This is a genomic window from Novosphingobium sp. NBM11, from assembly GCF_015390225.1.
In the GTDB taxonomy this organism is placed as follows: Bacteria; Pseudomonadota; Alphaproteobacteria; order Sphingomonadales; family Sphingomonadaceae; genus Novosphingobium.
This window is the reverse complement of record NZ_VUOG01000001.1, coordinates 857,424-873,870: the sequence shown is the minus strand read 5'-3', so window position 1 is coordinate 873,870 and position 16,447 is coordinate 857,424. Positions and strand designations below refer to the sequence as shown.

At 63.2% G+C, this 16,447-nt stretch carries 14 protein-coding genes and 2 pseudogenes; 10 read left to right on the top strand and 6 right to left on the bottom strand.

The window, feature by feature from the left end; genetic code table 11:
- Window positions 1–23: 23 nt before the first annotated feature.
- Window positions 24–926, bottom strand: a complete 903-nt coding sequence (locus tag F1640_RS04175) for an alpha/beta hydrolase (RefSeq protein ID WP_025549975.1) — start codon at window positions 924–926, stop codon at window positions 24–26.
- Window positions 927–1,326: 400 nt separating this feature from the next.
- Between F1640_RS04175 and F1640_RS25775 the strand changes: the two genes are divergently transcribed.
- From F1640_RS25775 to F1640_RS04155, 4 genes are all read left to right on the top strand, one after another.
- The gene (locus F1640_RS25775) at window positions 1,327–2,118 is read left to right on the top strand and encodes an IclR family transcriptional regulator (protein ID WP_025549976.1); all 792 of its coding nucleotides are present in this window, start codon (window positions 1,327–1,329) and stop codon (window positions 2,116–2,118) included.
- 19 nt (window positions 2,119–2,137) lie between these two features.
- Window positions 2,138–3,298: an acyl-CoA dehydrogenase family protein gene (locus tag F1640_RS04165; RefSeq protein ID WP_025549977.1), complete on the top strand. Its 1,161-nt coding sequence runs from the start codon at window positions 2,138–2,140 to the stop codon at window positions 3,296–3,298.
- A 98-nt stretch (window positions 3,299–3,396) separates the two neighbouring features.
- Window positions 3,397–4,278: an AraC family transcriptional regulator gene (locus F1640_RS04160; protein WP_025549978.1), complete on the top strand. Its 882-nt coding sequence runs from the start codon at window positions 3,397–3,399 to the stop codon at window positions 4,276–4,278.
- 127 nt (window positions 4,279–4,405) lie between these two features.
- A complete protein-coding gene (locus F1640_RS04155) occupies window positions 4,406–5,227 on the top strand; it encodes an IclR family transcriptional regulator (RefSeq protein WP_128830784.1) in 822 nt (273 codons plus the stop codon).
- A 419-nt stretch (window positions 5,228–5,646) separates the two neighbouring features.
- Here the strand turns inward: F1640_RS04155 and F1640_RS24830 are convergent, their stop codons facing one another.
- The 5 genes and pseudogenes from F1640_RS24830 to F1640_RS04130 all read right to left on the bottom strand — a co-directional run bounded on the left by F1640_RS24830 (window position 5,647) and on the right by F1640_RS04130 (window position 9,938).
- Entirely contained in the window at window positions 5,647–5,871 is a 225-nt protein-coding gene (locus F1640_RS24830) for a hypothetical protein (protein ID WP_025549980.1), read from the bottom strand.
- Between the two features lie 118 nt (window positions 5,872–5,989).
- On the bottom strand, window positions 5,990–6,796 hold the full coding sequence (locus F1640_RS04145) for a CoA ester lyase (protein WP_025549981.1): 807 nt from the start codon (window positions 6,794–6,796) through the stop codon (window positions 5,990–5,992).
- Window positions 6,790–7,644: a MaoC family dehydratase N-terminal domain-containing protein gene (locus F1640_RS04140; RefSeq protein WP_037483163.1), complete on the bottom strand. Its 855-nt coding sequence runs from the start codon at window positions 7,642–7,644 to the stop codon at window positions 6,790–6,792. The genes F1640_RS04145 and F1640_RS04140 overlap by 7 nt, the downstream gene beginning before the upstream one ends.
- 4 nt (window positions 7,645–7,648) lie before the next feature.
- Entirely contained in the window at window positions 7,649–8,749 is a 1,101-nt protein-coding gene (locus F1640_RS04135) for a CaiB/BaiF CoA-transferase family protein (RefSeq protein ID WP_025549983.1), read from the bottom strand.
- Window positions 8,749–9,938, bottom strand: a pseudogene (locus F1640_RS04130) (acyl-CoA dehydrogenase family protein). The gene F1640_RS04135 and the pseudogene F1640_RS04130 overlap by 1 nt, the downstream one beginning before the upstream one ends.
- A gap of 94 nt (window positions 9,939–10,032) precedes the next feature.
- Between F1640_RS04130 and F1640_RS04125 the strand changes: the two are divergent.
- The 6 genes and pseudogenes from F1640_RS04125 (at window position 10,033) to F1640_RS04100 (ending at window position 16,437) form a co-directional block, all read left to right on the top strand.
- Entirely contained in the window at window positions 10,033–10,971 is a 939-nt protein-coding gene (locus F1640_RS04125; RefSeq protein WP_025549985.1) for a LysR family transcriptional regulator, read from the top strand.
- Window positions 10,972–10,994: 23 nt separating this feature from the next.
- Window positions 10,995–11,601, top strand: a pseudogene (istA, locus tag F1640_RS04120) (IS21 family transposase); the annotation flags it as partial.
- Between the two features lie 346 nt (window positions 11,602–11,947).
- Window positions 11,948–12,322: a Zn-ribbon domain-containing OB-fold protein gene (locus F1640_RS04115; RefSeq protein ID WP_025549987.1), complete on the top strand. Its 375-nt coding sequence runs from the start codon at window positions 11,948–11,950 to the stop codon at window positions 12,320–12,322.
- A gap of 1 nt (window position 12,323) precedes the next feature.
- Entirely contained in the window at window positions 12,324–13,475 is a 1,152-nt protein-coding gene (locus F1640_RS04110; RefSeq protein ID WP_025549988.1) for a thiolase, read from the top strand.
- 2 nt (window positions 13,476–13,477) lie between these two features.
- A complete protein-coding gene (locus tag F1640_RS04105; protein ID WP_037483155.1) occupies window positions 13,478–15,595 on the top strand; it encodes an acetate--CoA ligase family protein in 2,118 nt (705 codons plus the stop codon).
- Complete coding sequence (locus F1640_RS04100; protein WP_025549990.1) at window positions 15,592–16,437, top strand: MaoC/PaaZ C-terminal domain-containing protein; 846 nt, start codon at window positions 15,592–15,594, stop codon at window positions 16,435–16,437. Before F1640_RS04105 ends, F1640_RS04100 begins: the two co-directional genes overlap by 4 nt.
- Window positions 16,438–16,447 lie beyond the last annotated feature (10 nt).

Genomic DNA, 16,447 nt, shown 5'->3' with positions numbered 1-16,447 from the left:
CCCAGCGACGCTGGGCGGCGGGTTCACAGCGCGCGATACCAGGCGGCGATGCGGGCCAGTTCCTGATCGGCCTCGGGCGCACGGCCCGCCAGCGACGGAAAGACGTGCTGCATGCCGGGAACCACCGAAAGCGTCGTCTTCACGCCCGCGGCCTTGGCCTTGGCATAGAGCGCCTCCGAGTCGCTTTGCAGCGTCTCGGCGCTTCCGCAGGTGATGTAGAGCGGCGGGAAGCCGGTGAAGTCGTTCTCCAGCGGGTTGGCCAGCGGGTTGAGCGGGTCGGTTGCACCGCCCAGGAACATGCCCGCCATCCCTTCCAGGATGGCACGGCTGACAAGAGCGTCCGTCCCGGCATTGGTTTCCAACGTCTTGCCGCGCAGCGCCATATCGAGCCAGGGCGAATAGGCGATGACGGCACCCGGCAGCGACAGGCCAAGCTCGCGGAACTTCAAAACCGAGGCGACGGCAAGGTTGCCCCCTGCGCTGTCGCCCGCCGTTAGGATATTCTTCGCATCAAATCCCTTGGCCAGCAGCGCCTTGTAGGCGGCCACAGCATCCTCGATCTGGGCGGGGAAGGGGTGTTCTGGCGCGCGGCGATAGTGCAGGTTGCAGGCTGTCGCGCCAAGAGCCTTGGCCAGATGCCCGACCATCTTGCGGTGGCTGTCGGCCGACCCCACGCAAAAGCCACCGCCATGGGTGTAGAGGATCACGCGCTTGGTGTCGGCACCGGCGGGCAGTGCCCAGATCGCCTCGACACCGCCCACATGGTCGCTCTTGTAGGTAACGTTCTCAGGCTCCAGCGCCGGCTGACCCCATTCGTCGAACATGCTGCGCAGATTCAGGATAGTGAGGTTCGGATTTTCGACCATCTGGTCGGTCCAACTCTGATAGAGCGACCGTAGTTTATCGGCCTCCTTGCTGATTATCATGCTTCCTCTCCAAGAGATCGGTTTGTCTTGCAGATATCTTAGTCCGCTCGATCGGCATCCACGCGGCACACGCTGGCCACGGTGACGTCTTCCCAACATTTTCAACCTTGGAGGGGTTGAAGTGGCCTGTATTGAATAGTCTTGCTCGATACATTGTATATTCTTGCTGCCCGATCGAGGCGCGCTTCCGCGCGGCATGGGCTGGAACGGTCGCGCACCCGGTACCATGTTCGCGTCGCATGAGTGGAGGGGGTGTCTATTCCGACAGTCAGAATACTGTTCAGCAATCGGCGGTAGGATGAGGCATTCTGCAGTGCGGAAAAGTTTTCCGCACTATTGACAGGGGCGATAGCGCCACTAACCTTGTCATCTAAGGGCGGACCGCCGGGGAGGAGCGAACGTGCGACCACGCAAGGAGCGCGCAGAAGGCGATGGAAAGGACCGCGATTTCGTGGTCGCTCTTGCACGGGGTCTCGAAATTCTACGCGCCTTTCGGCGCGAGGGAGAAGCACTTGGCAACGGCGACTTCGCCATGCGCACCGGGTTGAGCAAGTCGACGGTCTCGCGCCTGACCTATACCCTCCACAAGCTCGACTATCTGAGCTGGAATCCCGACACCGCGCGCTATCAACTTGCGCCGCCGGTGCTTTCGCTGGGGTTCTCCTGTCTGGCTGGCATGCCGCTGCGCCAGATCGCAAGGCCCTACATGCAGGAGCTTGCCGACCACACCGGGATGCCTGTCGCCCTGGCAAGCCCGGATCGCCTGACCATGGTTTATCTAGAGCGTTGCCGCGGGGAAAATGCGGTAACGCTCGCCATCGAGGTCGGCGCCCATATCAAGATGGCAACCACCGCCGTCGGGCGCGCCTATCTTTCCGTCATCCCTCCCGAACAGCGCGCCGCTTTGTTCGAGCAGCTTGGGCAGCACGAAGGGGCCGCCTGGGCGGAAGTCAGGCGCGGGATCGAGGCTGCGATCGAATGCTATCAGGAGCGTGGCTATTGTATGTCGCTCACTGAATGGAAGCCGGACGTCAATGCCGTTGCCGTGGCGCTTGTGCCGCGGGATGGCTCGCCGGCCATGGCCTTCAACTGTGGCGGGCCGTCTCAGAACCTGACGCGCGACTGGATCGAAAGCGATGTCGCGCCCCGCCTTGTCGAACTCGTCCGCCGCGTGTCGGCGATCGCCCACTGAATTCAGGACTTCGAACGACATGCCACTAGACCCCGAAACGCTTGCACAATTTCTGGACACACTAGGCCGCTTTGTGAAGGAGCGCCTGATCCCCAACGAGGAACTGGTAGCGGAAGAAGATGCCATTCCGCCCGCGCTGATCGCCGAAATCCGTGACATGGGCCTTTTCGGCATGTCGATCCCCGAGGAGTTCGGCGGTCTGGGCCTGACGATGGCTGAAGAGGTAGCCGCGGCCCTCGTTCTGGGGCAGACGTCGCCTGTGTTCCGCTCGCTCGTCGGCACCAACAACGGCATCGGCTCGCAGGGGATCATCATCGACGGCACGCCGGAGCAGAAGGCGGCCTACCTGCCGAAGCTTGCAAGCGGTGAGATGATCGCTTCCTTTGCGCTGACCGAGCCCGACGCAGGCTCCGACGCCGGGTCGGTGCGCACCTCAGCGCGCCGTGATGGGGACCATTTCGTCCTAAATGGCACCAAGCGTTTCATCACCAACGCCCCGCACGCTCATGTCTTCACGGTCTTCGCACGCACGGACCCCACAACCACCGATGCCTCGGGCGTGTCCGCCTTTCTGGTCGAGGCCGGAACGCCGGGGCTGTCGGTCGGGCCGCATGACAGGAAGATGGGGCAGAAGGGCTCGCACAGCAGCGATGTCATCCTGCAGGACGTTCGCGTCCCTGCCGACAACATCATCGGCGGCCCCGGCCGCGAGAACCAGGGCTTCAAGACCGCGATGAAGGTGTTGGACCGTGGCCGGCTCCACATCTCGGCGGTCTGCGTCGGTGCGGCGGAGCGGCTGATCCGCGACAGCCTCGCCTTTGCAATGGAGCGCAGGCAATTCGGTGAACCCATCGCCGAAAAGCAATTGGTGCAGGCGATGCTGGCCGACAGCCGCGCCGAGGCTTTTGCGGCACGCTGCATGATCGAGGAAACCGCGCGCCGCAAGGATTTCGGTGCCAATGTCTCCACCGATGCGGCCTGCTGCAAGATGTTTGCCAGCGAGATGGTGGGACGGGTCGCGGATCGCGCCGTGCAGATTCACGGCGGGGCGGGCTATATGGCCGAATATGCCGTCGAACGCTTCTATCGCGATGTCCGGCTGTTCCGAATCTACGAGGGAACCACCCAGATCCAGCAGCTGGTCATTGCGCGGAACATGATCCGCGATGCCGCTGCCTGAACGTTACGAAGCCTTGCGGTGAACTTCAACTTGGCGGCGTCCGACTGAGCGAACAAGGGGGTGCCGGGGAAGGTACCTCGTCCTAGGAGGAGGAAAACATGAGCAATCTAATTCCACCTGATCTGATCCCGCGGTGGATACCCGGAAACAGAACGCTCGACAGTTCACGCCTCGGCTGGAGAGGCATCACGGTTATGGGCTACCAATACGATGAGCAGGAAGTCGACATCCCCGAGATGCGGGACTACATGATCGTCGTCTACCAGGGCGGGAAATCGACCATGCGGCGACGCAGCGGCGGCCCTTGGCAAACGGCGACCGTGGAGCGCGGCGTCGTGTCCCTGCTGACGCGGGCTGAGCAGTCGATGTGGCATTGGGACAAGCCGATCAACGTGAGGCATATCTATCTCAGCCATGACACCCTCGCCGAGACCGCGGAACAGGTTTTCGGGCGCGAGCCGGCATCGATCGAGATCGACGATCACCTCCGCCGTGTCGATACGGTCATTCCGCAGTGCCTTCAGGTTCTCGAGGATGAGATGGCGCATGGGGGTCCCGGTCAGAATCTTCTGGTCGACGCCGTCCGAACCCAGATCGCCGTTCATCTATTGCGCCGGTTCGCGAAGGTCGATCTGCCGAACCTGAATCCCACTGTCTTCAGCACACTGCAGAGCCACAGGATCCTCGAATTTATCGAAGAATATCTGGGTGAGAACTTCGGTCTCGAAAGCCTGGCAAGCACGGTCGGGCTGAGCCCTTTCCACTTTTCCAGGAAGTTCAAGGCCGAGTTTGGTCAGACGCCGCACTCTTTCATAATTCGCAAGAGGATCGAACGAGCAAAGACGATGTTGCAAAAGGGAAATATCTCCATGACGGCCGTGGCTCTCGACTGCGGGTTTTCAGACCAGAGTCATTTCTGCCGGACCTTCCGCAGGATGGTTGGCGTCACGCCCGCAGAATATCGGCGGTCCTCGGTGTGAATCGCGAACAAAACTGTAACGTTTCTGCGGAAAACCGAAGATACGGGAATTGTTCAAGGCGAACAACGTACTTCCGAATTCGTCCTAGCAATTGTATAATCGGCTTAAAAGTCGAACGGAGTGAGGCATGAAAGAGGTGCAAGGGAACGCTGGCGAGAAAATGGCAAACGTAACGACGCGCGGCACTCAGAAGTTTGTCGGCGCAGTTGAGAATGCCATTTCCATCCTACGTTTCCTGACCCATGACTATGCAGCGTCGGGTGTCGCCCGCATTGCTCGTGAAACCGGGATCAACGTTTCGACCACGTTCAACATCCTGCGTACCCTGGCGAATGAGGGTCTGATTTCGATGAATCCATCGACCAAGGAATATAGTCCAGGACTTGGACTTCTCGAGTTCTCTGTTCCCCTGTTGGGCACCAACCAGATCGATCTGTTGCACCCTGTCTTGGAGCAACTTTCGGTCGAGCGGCGGGCGTTGATCGGCCTGTGGAAAGTCACGCCCCATGACCGCATCGTGCTTGTGGATCGCGTGGTGGAAGGCAAGACGGTCCGTGTCGACATGGCGCTCGGGTCGCGACTTCCGGCTCTTGCCGGCGCGGTGGGCCGCTGCGTCGCGGCGACCCGCCGGCTGCCGAATTCGGAACTGCGGCGCCGGTTCAGGTCGCTACGCTGGCAGAACGCACCGACTTTCGAGGAGTATGCGGCAGACGTGGAGCGAGCCCAGCTGACCGGTTTCGCCTTCGACCACGGGAACCTCTTCCAAGGTCTCGACATTGCGGCCGCCGTTATCGTTGATCACGAGGGCCGGGTGCGCTTCGGTATCAGCGGCATTGCCATCATGGGCCAGATGACGAAGAAGGAACTCGACGCATTGGCCCGCGAACTGCGCGATACGACGAACCGCATTTCCGCTAATCTTTACGGAACCCACATTACTCATGCATGACGGCCGCCTAGATGGCGCGATGGGTCGGCCTTTCATTCGTAGCCAATTGGTTGGCTGACCGGCTCCTTGCCCTCCTTCGCTCCGACGTCTTCTCGGCCAGCGATCGGACTTACGCCGCCTTGGCCGGAGACTGGTAGACGCCGACCCGGAACTGCACACCGCCCGATCAGGTGGTCAGTCTCATCGCCTTCCACGCGATCTCGCGGATCGATCTTGGGAGGCTTTCCAGGCGCGTTTGGATGGCGGGGTTTACGCGAGCAGGAAAGCGACAGGACACATCGAAGAACGCAGTTGAATGGCGATTACGGCGGCGCGGTGGTACGGATCGGGCGCCCGGCGGTATCATCAGGGGCGTATTGACCGGTTTGGCGTGGCTCAGGCTGCCGGATCGGGCGTCATTCCGGTCAGGCAGGCGCAACTCAGGCGTCGAGCCAGGCAAGTCGGTTGAAGTTGTAGGCGAGGTTGACCTTGCCGATCTTCACCTCGGCGCGGGCAATGGCCACCATCGATGCCACCGACGTCAGCTCGGCTGAAATATCTTCGAAAAATCGAACTTCACCGTTCCGCTCACCTTCCGCGACCGCAACCGAGATCTTCAATTTCGACGTATCGAGTCCGATAAAACGTTCGCTATGCTCATCCATGGTTCGGCCTCGCTTAAACATGGTGCTCGGCTCCGGCCCATCCGGCGCAACCCCCGTTTCCTGCTTACTACGGGGGCGGGTCACCTTCACCGACCATACGGTCTTCTCCGGTTCAATGTCACACCGGCCGGCGCGCGCTGTGTGCGGCTTCGGCAAGGATGGCGTGTGCCCGCTGGCGGAGGGGTTTGTCTACCATGGCACCGTCGATCCGGACCGCGCCATCGCCGCTGGCCAGGACGCGTCTGGCCCAGTCAATCTGTTCGGTCGTGGGGGCGAAGACGGCCAGCACGGGTTCGATCTGGCAGGGATGGATGCACAGCTTGCCGCCCATCCCCTGATCGCGCGCTCGTCCTGCGTCGCGCGCCGTTTCGTCCGGGTCATCCAGCGAGGTGGTCACCCCGTCGAGCGGCCCGGGCAGATCAGCAAGACGTGATGCGAGCACCAGTTCGGAGCGTGCAGGCAGCAGCACCTCGGAGGTATGCGCGCACCGAAGATCGGCGCAGAAGTCGACCGAACCGAAGGCAAGGCGGATCACGCCTGGCACAACGGCAATCGCCCGGCCTTGCGCAAGACCGCGGGCGGTTTCGACAAGGGCGACCAAGGGTATGTCGCCCAACGCGGCAGAGATGAGTTTGAGATCGTCGGGGGCCTCGGCCTTGGGAACCATGACGGCGGAGGGGTGAAGCGACGTTGCCGCCGCAAGGTCGTCTGCATGCCAGGCTGTCCCGGCAGCATTGATGCGCAGGATCACCGGCAGGGTGGTGAAATCGCAGCGCAGCGCAGCGCGGGCGGCGGCCTTGGCCGCGGGGGCCACGGCGTCCTCCAGATCGAGGATCACCGCATCAGCCCCCGAGGCCGCCGCTTTCCCGAAGCGTTCGGGCCGGTCGGCGGGCACAAACAGGGGTGCGCGAACAAGGGTCACCATTCCGCCCGCGCTTCCATCGCCACCGGCCCGCCCTCGGCCGCGGTCCAGAGCCGCAATGTGTTCGCCTCGTCCTGCGCATGCAGGGTGAAGCCGGCGGTGTCGAAGAGGGGGGAAAGGCCGCGAAAGCCGATCTGCGCGGGGCGCTTTCCGCGCAGGGCTTCGGCGAACTGCAGCAGAAGCGTGGCCTGCAGCGGCCCGTGCACGACGAGCCCCGGATAGCCCTCCTCCGCCCGGGCATAGGGCGCGTCGTAATGGATCCGGTGGCCATTGAAGGTCAGCGCCGAGTAGCGGAACAGGAGCGCCGGGCCTGCGTCGACCGCTTGGCGATACCGGCCCTGCGGCGCGGCCTCGGCAGTGGCAGACGAGGGAGCGCCAGACGGGGGGGCGGCGGGACCGGCTCCGCGATAGATGATGTCCTGGCGTTCGGTGACGGCAAGCGCGCCGCCGCTATCGATGCGATGCTCGACCGTGACGAGGCACAGCGGGCCGCTGCGGCCTTGCTTGACGGTCACATCGCGGACCACCGAGTGGCGGGTGACCGTGTCGCCGATCCGGATATTTTCGTGAAAGCGGAAATGTCCGCCCGCCCACATGCGGCGGGGCAGGGGCACGGGCGGCAGGAAACCGCCCCGGGCCGGGTGGCCATCGGGGCCAAGCGTCGAGGTCGGCGCAGTATCGGGGGCGAGGCAGAGGTGGATCAGGCTCGGGGCCGGTTCGCCTTCCGATGGGGCTTCGGGGCGGTCGAAGGTGGCATTGAACCGCGCGGCGATTGCGGCGGTCAGCCGCTCGGCCCGTGTCTCCTCGCGGCCAATCCATTGGCGCAGATGGTCAAGGTCGAGCGGGATCATGTCATCATGCCTCGGCAAGGGGTTGAAGCGGCGGGACGGGGCCATAGCTGCGGTCCTCGCCCGAAAAGATCGGTGCGGGCGCGGGAATCTGCACCGGGCCGTTCGGCGTGGCGACGGTCACCCGGCGCAGATGCGGGTGGTGCGACAGCTTTTCCATGTCATTGACCGAGGCCAGAGCGATATCGGCGGCCAGAAGAACCTCGATCGCGCCGGCCGCATCGTGGTTGGCAAAAGCTCTAGCGACCGCGGCATCGGTTTCCGCCCGGTTGGCAACGCGGGCGACATTGGTGGCAAAGCGCGGATCGATGCCCAGCGCCGGATCCCCCAGAAAGTCCTGGGCGAGGGCTCGCCATTCGCGGTCGCTCTGCACCGCGATCAGGATCGGCGCACCGTCGCGGGCGGTGAAGACGCCATAGGGGGCGATCGAGGGATGCGCCATGCCGATGCGCTTGGGGCTCTTTCCGCCTTCGTGATTCAGGAGCGGCACGGTCAGCCAGTCGGCCATGACATCGAACATCGAGACCGAGATCGCAGCCCCTTTCCCGGTGATGCCTCGGCCGATCAGCGCTTCAAGAATGGCCGAATAGGCGGTTGCGCCTGTCGCGATATCGACCAGCGATATGCCCACCCGCGCCGGTTCCGAAGGCCCGCCGGTGATGGAGCAGAGCCCCGCCTCGGCCTGGATCAACAGGTCATAGGCCTTGCGGTCGGCCATCGGCCCGTCATTGCCATAACCGGAAATCGAGCAGGTGATGAGCTGGGGAAAGTCCCGCGCCAGCCGCTCGACCGGAAAGCCTAGACGCGCCAGCGCGCCGCGCCTCAGATTCTGGACCAGCACATCGGCGTCGCCGATCAGCCGCGCCAGTTCGGCCCTGCCCCAGGCCGAGCCGAGGTCCAGTGTCACCGATGTCTTGCCGCGGTTCAGCCAGACGAAATAGCTCGACTGGCCCCTGGCCGCATCGTCATAGCCGCGGGCGAGATCGCCCTCGGGCCGTTCGATTTTGATCACCTCTGCCCCGGCATCGGCCAGACGGGCGGTAGCAAAGGGCGCGGCCACGGCCTGTTCGATGGCGACGACCTTCACTCCCTTTAGCGGCAAGCCCATCAGAACGACCTCGGCATGCCGAGGATATGTTCGGCGACATAGCTGAGGATCAGGTTGGTCGAGATCGGGGCAACCTGATAGAGCCGGGTCTCGCGGAACTTGCGCTCGACATCATATTCGCAGGCAAAGCCGAAGCCGCCGTGGAACTGGATGCAGGCATTGGCGGCCCCCCAGCTGGCCTTGGCAGCCAGGTACTTGGCCATGTTCGCCTGGGCCCCGCAATCAAGCCCCGCGTCATAGCGCCGACAGGCCTCCCACCGCATCAGATTCGCGGCCTCGACATCGATGAAGGCCTCGGCGATCGGGAATTGCACGCCTTGGTTCTTGCCGATCGGCCGACCGAAGACCTCGCGTTCCGAGACATATTTCGCGACCCGTTCGGTGAACCAGTAACCGTCGCCGATACATTCGGCCGCGATCAGCGTCCGCTCGGCGTTCAGCCCGGTCAGGATGTACTTGAACCCCTTGCCCTCTTCGCCGATCAGGTTCTCGACCGGGATCTCCAGATTGTCGAAGAACAATTCGTTGGTCTCGTGGTTGACCATGTTCGGGATCGGGCGCACAGCCATGCCCGCGCCCATCGCCGCCTTGATGTCGACAAGGAAGATCGACAGGCCCTCGGATTTCTTCGCCACCTCGGCCAGCGGCGTGGTGCGGGCCAGCAGGATCATCAGATCCGAATGCTGCACTCGGCTGATCCAGACCTTCTGGCCGTTGATCACATAGCGGTCGCCCCTGCGGACCGCGGTAGTCTTGATCTTCGTGGTATCGGTGCCCGTTGTCGGCTCGGTCACACCCATCGACTGCAGCCGCAGTTCGCCTGCGGCGATCTTCGGCAGATAGCGGCGGCGCTGTTCCTCGGAACCGTGCCGGATCAGAGTGTTCATATTGTACATCTGGCCGTGGCAGGCGCCGGAATTGCCCCCCGAGCGGTTGATTTCCTCCATGATTACTGAGGCTTCCGTAAGGCCCAGCCCCGAGCCGCCGTAGGCTTCGGGGATCAGCGCCGCCATCCACCCGCCCGGGTCAGCGCCTCCACAAACTCTTCGGGGTAGCCGCGGGCCTCGTCGACTCGGCGGTGATACGCATCGGGAAACTGCGCGCAGAGCGCCCGCACCGCATCGCGGATGTCCTGGAATGCCCCTTTTCCGGTCTCGATCACCTGTCTGCTCCTCTTTTTCGATGCCATGCAGTTAGTGGATGGGCGCCACATCGCACAAATATATAATCGCGACGGCAGCCATGCTAAAATATGATTGTTAGAGCGAGAGGAAGGACTGTCGGTGGACCTGCGACAGCTGCGCTATTTTCAGGCGATTGCCGAGACGGGGTCGATCTCGGCAGCGTCGCATCGGCTGAACGTCGCCCAGCCCTCGCTATCGCTGCATCTGCGCAACATGGAAGAGCATCTGGGTACCAAGCTTCTTTTGCGCGGTGCGCGCGGGGTGCAGCTGACCGAGGCCGGCGAGATGCTGCTGGCGCGGGCAAGGCGGCTCTTGATCGACATGTCGCGGATGGAGGACGACATCCGCAACCTCGGACGCGAGCCGCAAGGCGAGGTGCGGCTCGGCTTGCCCGGCACGATCGGCGGAATGCTGTCGCCGGATCTGGTGCTTGCGGCCAAGGCGCAGCTTCCCGGCGTACGGCTGACGATCTCCGAGGCGATGAGCGGCTTCGTGCTGGATTGGTTGCGCGAGGGCCGCGTTGACTTGGCCGTGCTGTATCTGCCAGCCACCGATGCCCGTTTCCGATCAGAGCTGCTTCTGCACGAAGAGTTGGTGCTGCTGGTCCCGCCCGGTCACGACCTCCCGGCCAAGATCGGGGCCTCGGCGCTTTTGGGCTTGCCGCTGATCCTGCCCGGCCCGGCGCATGGGCTGCGGCAGCTTCTGGAAGGCTGGGCCAGCGCCAAAGGGATCAGGCTGTCAGTGGATATCGAGCTGGACTCCTATCAGAACATCAAGGAGTTGGTCGAACGCGGGAAAGGCGCCTCAATCCTTCCCTTGCATGCTATCGCGCGCGAAGCAGCTGCCGGCACATTAAGGGTCGCCCGCTGGCGCGCTGCGGATTGCCTGCGCGAGGTATATCTGGTGGGGCCGCTGGCCGAAGCCTCAAGCCATGCTTGCGCGGCGGTGATGTCGCTACTGCGCGAGTTGATGCGCAAACAGGTTGACGTCGAGCGCTTGACCGGCACGCGCTGGGTTGGCTGTGGATCGGCCCTTTAATCCACTGTGGAAATCCCCCGGCTATGCCGGGGCGACTATGGACGTTTGACGTATGGGGAAACCAGAGGGAAGCTGCGAAGGTCTTTGGACTAAGCGGCGAGACGATATCGAAGATGTGCCAGTTCTCGCTGCCGCCGGGCTACACGCGGACCAAGCCTGTGGCGAAGCCGAAGTTGGGGCCACTGCTGCCAGTGATCGACGCGATCCTGGCGGCGGATCGCATCGCGCCTGTGAAGCAACGGCATAGCGCCAAACGGATCTTTGAACGTCTGCGCGACGAGCATGGCTTTGGTGGGGGCTACACTGTCGTAAATGACTGTTGTAAAGGATTATGTCCGGCTGTGCCGTGTGCGCGGGCGCTAGACGTTCGTGCCGCTGGCGCACCCGCCAGGACATGCGCAAGTGGATTTTGGCGAAGCGGTGGGCGTGATCGATGGTGTCCGCCGGAAGATGCATTTCTTCTGCATGGACCTCCTGCAATCGGATGCCTGCTTCGTGAAGGCCTATCCAGCCGAGACGACCGAGGCCTTTCTGGACGGGCATGTATCGGCGTTCGCCTTCTTCGGCGGTGTGCCGCTGTCGATCCTTTACGATAACACGAAGGTCGCGGTTGCCAGGATCTGCGGCGAACCCTGGACTCCGGTGCGCGTGGTGAAACGCTAAAGATCAGCTGTTGACGATGGCGATTAGAGAACGCGGTGGGACACGATATTTTCTCATAGACGAAATGGGTTCTTTATGCGAAAAAATGGCTCGATGATTGATTCTGCGTTGCAATGGGAGGTTGCGATGCTGTGGGCCACCGATCCTGGAACCGGGCAGGTTGCCTGGCACGCCCGCGCCAACCCTTCCCGAAGCGATGGAACTGGATGTGAAGGCATATCAGGCTGCTGGTCGGCATGATTGGCAAATGGGGCATGCGCGCGGGGCAGATCCGGTTCTGCCGCGCCAGCAGCCTCGTCCGAGGAGGGGAATGATGGGCGATACAGCCGCCGCAAAAGCAACCGCCGGGCCGCAGGCGATCTACGAGGCGTTCCTGGCCGAGGGACGTTTCATGATCCAGCGCAGTCGCGAGACGGGCGAGTACGTCTTTTATCCGAAGGTGATGGCGCCTTCCGGCGCGGTCGATCTCGACTGGGTCGAAGCCTCGGGCGGTGGCACGGTCTATGCCATCACGGTCAATCGCAAGCGCGAAGGTTCCTACAACGTGGCGCTCATCAACCTTGATGAGGGGCCGCGGATGATGGCCACGGTTGTCGGTGTCGAGACGCTGCCCATCGGGGCCCGCGTCAGGGCGCGGATCGAGGCGGGAGAAAATCCCCGCGTCGTCTTCGAGCCGGAGGAGAAGTGACATGAGCCATTCCATTCGCGGGAAAACAGCGATCGTCGGCATGGGTGTGGCGGGTGTGGGTGAGGCGCCCGGCTACTCGGCCATTGAACTTCTGGGGCTTTCCGTCCATGCGGCCCTGGCGGATGCCGGCCTTAGGCTCGGCGATATCGACGCGGTTTTCGCGGCGACCAGCAGCCACGCATTCGCCTCGATGAGCGTGACCGAATATCTTGGCCTGAAGCCGAAATACTTCGACAGCACGAATGTCGGCGGCTCCAGCTTCGAGATGCATCTCTTGCAGGCATCTCTCGCGCTGGACGCAGGGCTTTGCGACGTGGCGCTGATCTGCTACGGTTCCAATCAGCGCACGGCAGGCGGTCGCCTCGTCTCCATGTCGGAGCCGCAATGGCACGAGACGCCCTACGCGCCACGCCATCCGATCACGGCCTATGCGCTTGCCACCAGTCGGCATATGCACCAGTACGGAACCACTCGGGAAATGCTGGCCGATGTCGCGGTTTCCGCGCGCCATTGGGCGAACCTCAACCCCGATGCCTTTGCGCGTGGTCCATTGACCCGCGACGACGTATTGTCGATGCGCATGGTCAGCGATCCCTTGACTGCCGGCGACTGCTGTCTGGTGACCGATGGCGCCGCGGCCTGCATTCTCGTCCGTTCCGAGAGGGCCAGAGACTTCCCTAAAAAGCCCGTCTATTTCCTCGGCGCGGCCGGCGCGAATTGGCATAGATCGATTCAGGCCATGCCCGACCTTACCGTGACCGCAGCCAGTGAAAGCGGGCCGCGCGCCTTCGAAATGGCGGGTCTGGCCCGCAGTGAGGTCGATCTGGTCATGCTCTATGACGCCTTCACGATCAATACCATCCTCTTCCTGGAGGATCTCGGCTTTTGCCCGAAGGGCGAAGGCGGCCACTTCGTTCAGGACGGACGCATCGCACCGGGGGGCGAACTGGCGGTCAATACCAACGGTGGCGGCCTGTCCTGTGTTCATCCGGGAATGTACGGCATGTTTCTGATTGCCGAAGGCGTGGCCCAAATTCGGGGGGAAGCCGGCGAGCGCCAGTTGAAGGCAGCGGAGGTGGCGCTTCTGCATGGCAACGGCGGAACGCTGTCGAGCCAGGTTACGGCGTTTCTCGGTTCGGAGGTTGTGCTGTGAACATGAACGCGAAGCCTCGGACCTATGATTTCGCATCCCTTGGTGCGCTTCTGGCGCCGCGTTCCGTTGCGATCATCGGCGCATCCGCGGATCCTGCGCGTATCGGCGGACGCCCGATAGCCGCCATGCTGAGCGGCGGTTACAAGGGTCGAATCCTGCCGGTAAATCCCGGCCGTGACGAGGTGCAGGGGCTTGCCTGCTATGCTTCGGTCGCCGATCTGCCCGAGACGCCGGAGGCCGGCATCATCGCTGTCGCGGCGAAGCAGACGCCGGAGATCGTAAGGTCTCTTGGCGAAAAGGGATGCCGCTCGGTCACGCTGTTTTCCGCAGGATTTGCCGAAACGGGTGCGGCCGGAGAGAAAATCCAGGCCGAAGTGCTGGCCATTGCACATGGTTACGGCATGCGCGTGCTCGGTCCCAACACGTTGGGGGTCTACAATGTTGCCGTGGGGTATTACGGCACCTTTTCCTCATCGTTGGAAATGGCTTTCCCCTTGCCGGGCAATGTCGGCATCGCTAGCCAGTCAGGCGCTTACGGGGCTCATCTTTCGGCAGTGGCGCGCGTGCGCGGGCTTGGTGCGTCCGTTCTGGTCACCACCGGCAATGAAGCGGACGTGACGGTCGCTGACGCAATCGGCTGGATGGCCGGCAGTGACACGGTGGACGTGATCTGCGCCTATCAAGAAGGTTTTCGCGACGCGGACCGCATGATCGCCGCCCTCGATACGGCGCGAGCGGCCGGCAAACCGGTCTTCATGCTGAAATCCGGACGCAGCCCTCTCGGCGCTTCGGCGGCCGCCTCGCATACAGCCTCGCTAGCCGGGGACGATGCCGTGGCCGAGGCGGTTCTCGCCGAGCATGGCGTCATCCGGGTGCGTGATACTGAGCAGATGCTTGATTTCGCCTACGCGGCGCGGCAGCGGATCTATCCTGCCCAGAATAGTCTTGGCGTGATCACCATCAGCGGCGGCGCGGGTATAGTCGCCAGCGATGAGGCGGAACTGGCAGGCTTGCCGATGCCGGCCATGCCGGCCGAGGCGCAGGCCCGGTTGAAACAGCTTCTGCCCTATGGCGCTCCGGCCAATCCGCTCGACTGCACGGCCCAGGCGCTGAACGACATGTCATTGTTCGAGGAGTTCACCCGCGCGGCGCTCAGAGATGGCGGATACCGGTCGATCCTGTGTTTCATGACCTATGTGGCCGGAAGCGCGACGCTTGCGCCGAAACTGCGCGAAACCTTGCACAAGATCCGCACCGAGTTTCCCGACCGGCTGCTGGCGCTTTGCATCATCGCGGATGACACCGTCACCCGCGCCTACGAAGAGGCCGGTTTCCTCGTATTTTCCGATCCAAGCCGGGCCGTGCGGGCCATGGCGGCGATGGGACGGGTCGGCGAAATGATGGCGCGAAAGCCGAAGGTTCTGCCGGATCTGCCGAATGTCCACCTCCCGGCCGTCAGCCCCGACGAATTCGCGGCAAAGGCGCTTCTTGCGAAAGCCGGCATAGCGGCTGCGGCCGAGCGGATCGTGCACTCGGCGGAGGAGGCGGTAGCCGCCGCTGCCGAACTCGGATTCCCTGTCGTGATGAAGATCGTTTCGCCCGACATCGTTCACAAGTCCGATATCGGCGGTGTCAGGCTGAACCTGGTCGATACCGATTGCGTCCGTGCGGCCTATCAAGAAATTCTCGACACGGTCGGCAGGACGGCGCCCGCAGCGCGCATTGCCGGTATCCTGGTTGCCCGACAGCTTTCGGGGGGCGTCGAATGCCTGATAGGTATCAGCCGCGACCCTGTCTTTGGCCCCGTCGCCGTCTTCGGTCTTGGCGGGATCTTTGTCGAGATTCTCAAAGACGTGGCGATCCGTCCCTGCCCCTTCGACGAGGCGACGGCGCGGGAGATGATCCTGTCGATCAAGGCTGCGGCAATCCTGACCGGGGCACGCGGCCGCGCGCCCGCCGATCTTGATGCGCTTGCTTCCATGTTGTCACGGCTTTCCGCCTTTGCCGCCGCTGCGGGCCCGCGCCTGCGCGCGATCGATCTCAATCCGGTGCTCGCGCTGCCCGACGGGGCCTTCGCGCTCGACGCAGTGATCGAGTGCGATGATGAGGTTTTGCCGTGATCGACTACGAAAAGCTGATGGCCTACGACATTCCCGAGGTCCGTCAGAGCTATGGTCCGCGCGAGTGTGCCTTCTACGCCCTGTCCATCGGCGTCGGACAGGATCCGATGGACAGGGGTGATCTGCGGTTCGTCGGCGCAGGTCCGCTGACCCCCTTTCCGACCATGCCCCTGGTGCTCGGGCATCCGGGGTTCTGGCTTGCCAACCCCGATACCGGGGTCGATGCGCTGCGCCTCGTCCATGGTGAGCAGGGCATTACGCTGTATGGCCCGTTGCCGCCGGAAGGCGTGGTGATCGGCAAGACCCGCGTGACGGGAATCATCGACAAGGGCGCCGGGCGCGGCGCGCTGCTTTATAGCGAAAAGGAACTGCGCGACGCGGAGGATGGCAGGCTCTACGCGACGACCCGTGCCACCACCTTCCTGCGCGGGGACGGAGGTTTCGGGGGGGCGGCCGGTCCGGTGAAGCAGACCCATGCGCTGCCTGAAACGGATCCTGCGTTTGTGCGCAAGACGCAAACGCGGCCCGAGCAGGCGCTCTGGTACCGTTGGAATGGCGACGGGAATCCCTTGCACATTGATCCTGATGTTGCCGCCAAGGCCGGATTCGAGCGACCCATCCTGCACGGATTGTGCAGCCTGGGCATCGTAGCGCATGCTCTGATGAAGACGCTTTGCGCAGGCGATCCGACGCGACTGAAGGGGCTTGATGTTCGTTTCAGTGCGACGGTCCTGCCGGGGGAGACCCTGCTTACGGAAATCTGGCCGGACGGCTCGTTCCGCATTCGCGTGACGGAGCGCGACGTGGTGGTGCTCGCAAACGGTCTCGCCCAATTCGAATAAGGAGGAAACG

What these genes read in the sequence shown, in the direction of transcription:
- F1640_RS04135 (WP_025549983.1), bottom strand. Translation starts at nt 8,749, where the DNA reads ATGGGCTTGCCGCTAAAGGGAGTGAAGGTCGTCGCCATCGAACAGGCC.
- F1640_RS04110 (WP_025549988.1), top strand. Translation starts at nt 12,324, where the DNA reads ATGAGCCATTCCATTCGCGGGAAAACAGCGATCGTCGGCATGGGTGTG.
- F1640_RS04115 (WP_025549987.1), top strand. Translation starts at nt 11,948, where the DNA reads ATGGGCGATACAGCCGCCGCAAAAGCAACCGCCGGGCCGCAGGCGATC.
- F1640_RS24830 (WP_025549980.1), bottom strand. Translation starts at nt 5,871, where the DNA reads ATGGATGAGCATAGCGAACGTTTTATCGGACTCGATACGTCGAAATTG.
- F1640_RS04105 (WP_037483155.1), top strand. Translation starts at nt 13,478, where the DNA reads ATGAACGCGAAGCCTCGGACCTATGATTTCGCATCCCTTGGTGCGCTT.
- F1640_RS04160 (WP_025549978.1), top strand. Translation starts at nt 3,397, where the DNA reads ATGAGCAATCTAATTCCACCTGATCTGATCCCGCGGTGGATACCCGGA.
- F1640_RS04165 (WP_025549977.1), top strand. Translation starts at nt 2,138, where the DNA reads ATGCCACTAGACCCCGAAACGCTTGCACAATTTCTGGACACACTAGGC.
- F1640_RS04175 (WP_025549975.1), bottom strand. Translation starts at nt 926, where the DNA reads ATGATAATCAGCAAGGAGGCCGATAAACTACGGTCGCTCTATCAGAGT.
- F1640_RS04155 (WP_128830784.1), top strand. Translation starts at nt 4,406, where the DNA reads ATGAAAGAGGTGCAAGGGAACGCTGGCGAGAAAATGGCAAACGTAACG.
- F1640_RS04145 (WP_025549981.1), bottom strand. Translation starts at nt 6,796, where the DNA reads ATGGTGACCCTTGTTCGCGCACCCCTGTTTGTGCCCGCCGACCGGCCC.
- F1640_RS04140 (WP_037483163.1), bottom strand. Translation starts at nt 7,644, where the DNA reads ATGATCCCGCTCGACCTTGACCATCTGCGCCAATGGATTGGCCGCGAG.